Below are 1,510 nucleotides of genomic sequence, written 5' to 3'. Positions count from 1 at the left end.
CTCCATATTCCCGGGATAAGTCCTGTAATTCCTGGTAATTCACATAATCATCGGCACATGCGATCTTATTGCAGGTAACCACCGAAATGGAATTCGCCAGGTAATGTTTATACCAGGAAGAGATTTCAGCACTCGCCGTATTATCCACAAAAATACTGTTACGTAAATTCAGCTGCTGTACCTTTTTGAAGAAAGCTTTCTTATCTGCCGGCTTCCCGTTCTCCAATTCATTTTTCCAGTTTTTCAGATCTATCCCGTCTTCCTTAAAGACCATCTTCTTTGAGTTAGAAAGTCCCAGTACCCTTACTTTTAATCTAAGCTTTTCCAGAAGGTAACCCTCTTGTTGCTCAAGTTGGGCCAGTAATTTACCTCCTACATTCCCCACACCCGTGATAAACAGGTTAAGTTCCTTTGAGGGCACCTCAAAGAATTGTTCATGCAGGGTATTCAGGGCTTTCTTCACATCTTTTTTAGCGATCACCGCTGAAATATTTCTTTCCGAAGAACCCTGGGCAATAGCCCTGATATTGATATTGTTATTTCCAAGAGCACTGAACATTTTTCCGCTAAGGCCATGATGACTCTTCATCCGGTCACCTACCAGGGCAACAATAGCAACATTTTCCTCAATGGTAACTGGTTTGATCTTTTTATACTGAATTTCCACCTCAAAAGCCTCGTCCAAAGCTTCTTTCGCCAGTTTAGCTTCATCGTCTTTCACTGCCACACAAATACTGTGTTCAGAAGAAGCCTGGGTGATAAGCACTACATTGATATTCTCCTGGAAGAGAACCTCAAAGAAACGCTTGGAAAACCCTGGTATCCCAACCATGCCACTACCTTCTATATTAATAAGTTTAATGGAATCGATATGAGTTATGCCGGTAACCCAGCGGAAATTTTCCTTGCTGGATCTTGAGATCAGTGTTCCGGGCTCATCGGGACTAAAGGTGTTTTTAATATGTATTTTGATCTGCTTTTCAATCAAAGGCTGGAGGGTTGGCGGATACAGTACTTTAGCCCCAAAATGCGAAAGTTCCATAGCCTCCTCGTAAGAAATTTTGTCGAGGGAATAGGCTTGAGGAACTATCATGGGGTTAGCGGTGTACATGCCGTTCACATCTGTATAAATAAGGACTTTTTTGGTATCCAGGGCAGCAGAAAATATCGCTGCGGTAAAATCGGAGCCCCCTCGTCCAAGAGTGCTGGGCACACCTTCATCGTTTCTGGCCACAAATCCCGGAGCTACAAATAGGCCTTTGGGTTTACCCCTAAAAAACTCTTCAATATTTTTATAGGTTCGGGCGTAATTCACCTGCACTTTTTCATTGGTATTACGGCAAACGATAAGTTCCCGGGAATCAACAAAGGTGGTATTGATCCCCTTGCTTTTAAAATAAGCATTTATAATTAGCGAGGAAAGGATCTCCCCAAAACCCGAAACCACATGTCTGGTTTTATTAGAAAGTTCATTTAGTAAATAAACCCCCTCATATAAGGTTTCCAACCG

General features: G+C 42.3%; 1 protein-coding gene. It reads right to left on the bottom strand.

Annotation, left to right across the window (positions count from 1 at the left end; all coding sequences use genetic code 11):
* The coding region (locus ACESK1_RS13365) for an aspartate kinase (RefSeq protein ID WP_372920659.1) at nt 1–1,510 on the bottom strand (1,510 nt) is incomplete at both ends.

Origin of the sequence: Salegentibacter sp. (assembly GCF_041642575.1) — a bacterium.
Lineage (GTDB): Bacteria > Bacteroidota > Bacteroidia > Flavobacteriales > Flavobacteriaceae > Salegentibacter.
Note: the sequence above shows the minus strand (reverse complement) of the source record. Positions and strands in the feature narration are given on the sequence as shown.